The organism is Microbulbifer epialgicus (genome assembly GCF_041447265.1).
GTDB classification, from domain to species: domain Bacteria; phylum Pseudomonadota; class Gammaproteobacteria; order Pseudomonadales; family Cellvibrionaceae; genus Microbulbifer; species Microbulbifer epialgicus.
In genome coordinates this window covers 1-4,089 of sequence record NZ_JBGMEK010000165.1, presented here as the reverse complement: position 1 = coordinate 4,089, position 4,089 = coordinate 1, and the positions used below count along the sequence as shown (strand labels likewise).

Annotated in this window: 2 protein-coding genes; one reads left to right on the top strand and one right to left on the bottom strand. The window is 52.0% G+C overall.

Features of this window, described 5'->3' with window-relative positions:
- Positions 1 to 353 precede the first annotated feature (353 nt).
- Positions 354 to 2,117 carry an aminopeptidase P family protein gene (locus tag ACCI49_RS23840; RefSeq protein WP_371841742.1) on the bottom strand — a complete coding sequence of 588 codons (1,764 nt, stop codon included), beginning with the start codon at positions 2,115 to 2,117 and terminating at the stop codon, positions 354 to 356.
- A 549-nt stretch (positions 2,118 to 2,666) separates the two neighbouring features.
- On the opposite strand from ACCI49_RS23840, the gene ACCI49_RS23835 reads away from it, so the two are divergent.
- Positions 2,667 to 3,881 carry a tyrosine-type recombinase/integrase gene (locus ACCI49_RS23835; RefSeq protein ID WP_371841741.1) on the top strand — a complete coding sequence of 405 codons (1,215 nt, stop codon included), beginning with the start codon at positions 2,667 to 2,669 and terminating at the stop codon, positions 3,879 to 3,881.
- The last annotated feature ends 208 nt before the right edge of the window (positions 3,882 to 4,089 follow it).

Genomic DNA, 4,089 nt, shown 5'->3' with positions numbered 1-4,089 from the left:
TCGGTGCCAAAAAAGCTGGTTTGTTGGTACTGATCGGTGTCCGTGAGCATCATTATCCTTGAGCATTTCGACCAGAAATTTGGATCAGAATAGCGAAAACTGGTCGAAATGGCTATGTCATATATCCACGTAGTCCTAGTGCCACAACGTCTGGAGACTTTTTTCAGGGTCAACTACATATTACTAATGGGTCAGAAGGAAAGAATACACTGCGTTCGAGACGCGCTGTGAATACATCCCTGTAAGCTCGTAATCGGCATCCATGCCTCATACGGTCCCGAGCCCAGTGTATTTTTTCCTTCCCCGTTTTAGTAAGTTAGTGGCTAGGGGGTTCACCCGCAGCCCCCAAAAAATCAAAGAGCCTCGGTAGCCCCATACAGCCATTGGCCGGTCTTGTCATTGACCAGCGGCATAATGACTTCGCGCACCCGCTGGTGATAACGATTGAGCCAATCCCGCTCCTTTTCAGTCAGCAGCTCAACATCAATCAACTTGCGGTCGATTGGTGCTAGTGTTAGCTCCTCGAATTCCAGAAAACCAATATAGTCTGTGCTCTCTTTGACAAAAACTAGGTTTTCAATACGAATCCCGTACTGGCCGGTAAGATAAAAACCCGGCTCATTGGAAAGAATCATCCCCGGTTGCAAGGCAACTCCAGTAGCCATTTTACCGATTCGTTGTGGCCCTTCATGCACACTCAGAAAACTGCCAACTCCATGGCCAGTTCCATGCGCATAATCCAGGCCTACCTCCCACAGTGAGCGTCGTGCGATAGCATCTATTTGCTCTCCGCAGGTCCCTCGCGGAAAACGTAGAGTGGCAATGGCAATATGGCCCTTGAGCACTCGGGTAAAGTGATCCCGCGCAAGTGCCGGGAATTCCCCCAGAGCCACTGTACGAGTGACGTCAGTGGTGCCATCCGGGTACTGGGCTCCGGAATCACACAGGTAAATACTCTCCGGTTTTATCGTCAAGCTGGATTGCTCACTCACCCGGTAGTGCACAATAGCGCCATTGGGCCCGTAGCCCGAGATAGTTTCAAAACTATTTCCGCGGAAACCCTCGCGCTCCTCGCGCTTGCTATACAGCAGTTGCACCGCAGACAGTTCATCGAGGCCATTTTGAACCGCGCTGGGTAACTCGCACAGAAACTCACACAATGCCGCGCCATCGCGCTCATGGGCTGCCTTAGAACCGGCCAGCTCCACAGAATTTTTACAAGCCTTAGCCCCAATCACCGGATCTCGCTCCAGTAACAGCTGTAAATCCAGATCGCGCAGTTGCTGCAGGGTCCAGCAGTTGCTTATTGAGGCATCTACCCAAATTTTATTTACATGGCGACGGCGCAAGTCTTCGAACAACTGCCCTTTTTCTGACACCAGTGTCACTTCGTGATCCAGGTGTTCTAACAACCCTTCACCAATAGCCTGCTCGGCCAGGTACAGGGTGGCACTGCCATCCCGGTATAGCACCCCATTAGCCAGGGCAACGGGGAGGTGGGGAATATCGTCACCGCGGATATTAAAAAGCCAAGCGCAGCTTTCGGGGTTGGGCAGCCAAAGAGCATCTACACGTTTTTCCGCCAGTAATTCAGCTATACGCTGGCGCTTTTCGCTGGAGTGCTCCCCGGTAAATACCAATGGGTGTGGACGCGCGGCTCCACAGGGAGGCTGAGGCCGATCTCGCCAAACTGCATCTATTGGGTTTTGTTCCAGTGGTCGGAGAGAGATATCCCTCTCGGCCAGGCGCTTTTTCAGCAGCGCCAATCCAGGTTCGGTATGTAGACGTGGATCGAAGCCCAGCGACTGTCCTTCACGTAATTGATCGCAAACCCAAGCAGCAATAGCCTGACCATCAAGATTTTCCAGCTCAATGGGTTGATCCCCTATCTGCTGCTCTCCCTGTAATGTATAGCGTCCATCGACAAACAGAGCGGCTTCCCGCTGACTGATTACCGCCATACCGGCGGACCCGGTAAAACCAGTTATCCAGGACAGTCGCTCATCGGCGGCGGGTACATACTCATTCTGGTATTCATCGGCGCGGGGAACCAGGAAGGCCTCCACCCCCTGCCGCTTGAGCTCACCACGCAACGCCTGCAACCTGTCCTGACTCATAGATCCCCCTTTGCAAACAGGATTGCCAGTCGTTTTCCAGCAGCACGCCGGTGGACTGTCGCAACCCATCCAAGTATTGACTCGACTGAAAAGTCGATTTCATTCAAAAAGATGTCCAGGAAAGCCGGCTTTGCTGGCCCGCCCTTTGACACGTTAAAAATCGCTTATTTAGCCCACTCATAGAGCTTGATTTCGCAGTATACCCCACCCTCGAGGCAGCACCGGCGTGTATAATGCGAGCCTGTTTTTCTTCCTATATATCGAGTAATCGAATCTTAAAGTATGGGGCAGAGTTCTTCCCTGGCGGGCTTTGCCGGCTGCCGCACCTTCGCCATCATTTCTCACCCCTATAAATTACCCGCTGTCACAGTCTGACAAGCTACGACAAAAAACCAGCAACCCCCCTATAAAACCTTACTTTTAAAGTCTTTCACCCGCGACAGCTTTAGTCACCCAAAACCAACCTCAGCCGCAAAAAATGTGTACATAGGCGTGTACACAAATCGGCTTTTTGTTAGCCTTTAAAAATGTGTACACAAGGAGGTTGTCATGGCGCTGTCTGACACTTGGCTGAAGGCCAACACAGGGAAGAAGAGGGAAAAGCGAATCGAAAAGGCTGACCGGGATGGCCTCAGCGTGCGCGTTACGCCCCAGGGGAAAATCACCTTCCAGCTACGTTACCGCTACGAAGGCAAACCCGCGCGCGTTGACCTCGGCTCCTATCCACTAATGACACTCAAGAATGCCAGGAGCGAGGGGCTGCGCTTGAAGGGGAAACTTGAGCAGGGCTACGATCCCAGAGTAGTGAAGCAGCTTGAAAAACAAGCGATCATTAATGCGGACTCGTTAGAAGAGCTTTTCCTGCAGTGGTATCACTCCTACTGCAAGGAAAACAAAAAGGGCCACTATGGAATCCTACGCTCTTTTCAGTTGTACGTATTCCCAGCCGTTGGCCACCTACCTGCCGAAGAAGTCACTCTTCACGAGTGGCTGGCCCTGTTGGAGAAGCGGGCACAGGCCACCCCAGGTATTGCCGATCGCATCCTGACCAATGCCAAGCAAATGCTGAAGTGGGGCGTGCGACGCAGGCTGATCACTAGCAACCCCATTGCCAATATCAACGCAACGGAAGATTTGCGTATCAAGAAAGGCACCGGTACCCGCTCACTGAGCCCGGACGAAATCAGCATGATGTGGCTGGCCATGGAAAACTCGCGCATGGCACCGAAGAATAAGATCTTTCTTAAGCTGTGCCTGTTCTATGGCTGCCGCAATGGCGAGTTACGCGTAAGCGAGAAAGAGCACTTCGATTTTGAGAAACGCATCTGGACAGTGCCGCCCGCTAACCACAAGATGGGCAAATCGACCAAAAAGCACCTGTTACGCCCCATCATTCCCGAGATTGAGCCCTTGTTGAAAGAGGCTTTCCTGTTGAGCGGTGAAGGCAAGCACCTGTTCAACAACAGCGGCAGCGGTAAGCCTATGGGCCAAGGTGCGCCGCTGGCACTGCCATACAACCTGATGCAGTGGCTACGCCGGCACAGAGATTATGAGATGAAGCACTGGTCGGTGCACGACTTGCGCAGGACGGCGAGGACAAACTTTTCCGACCTGACCGAGCCTCATATCGCTGAAATTATGCTGGGGCACAAACTGCCAGGCCAGTGGCAAGTCTATGACCAGTATGACTATCTGGAAGAGCAAACCGCAGCTTATACAAAGTGGTGGGCCAGGCTTACCGGCCTTACAACTATTTCACACTGAAAGCGACTGGAAGCACCTTACCGAATGCCTAAAACTTGCTGGCTAGGTAGAAGAAAATTACAAATTGGCGTAGATTGCCAAGAATTTTAATGATCATGATGATCAGTAGCTTAGGGACTAAGATGGAGTTATTGTCAATTCTGGTGTTTAGCCAGTCTGATCAAGCAGCGCTCTGATCGGTGGTTGTCGCTTCCTCTCCATCCGTGAA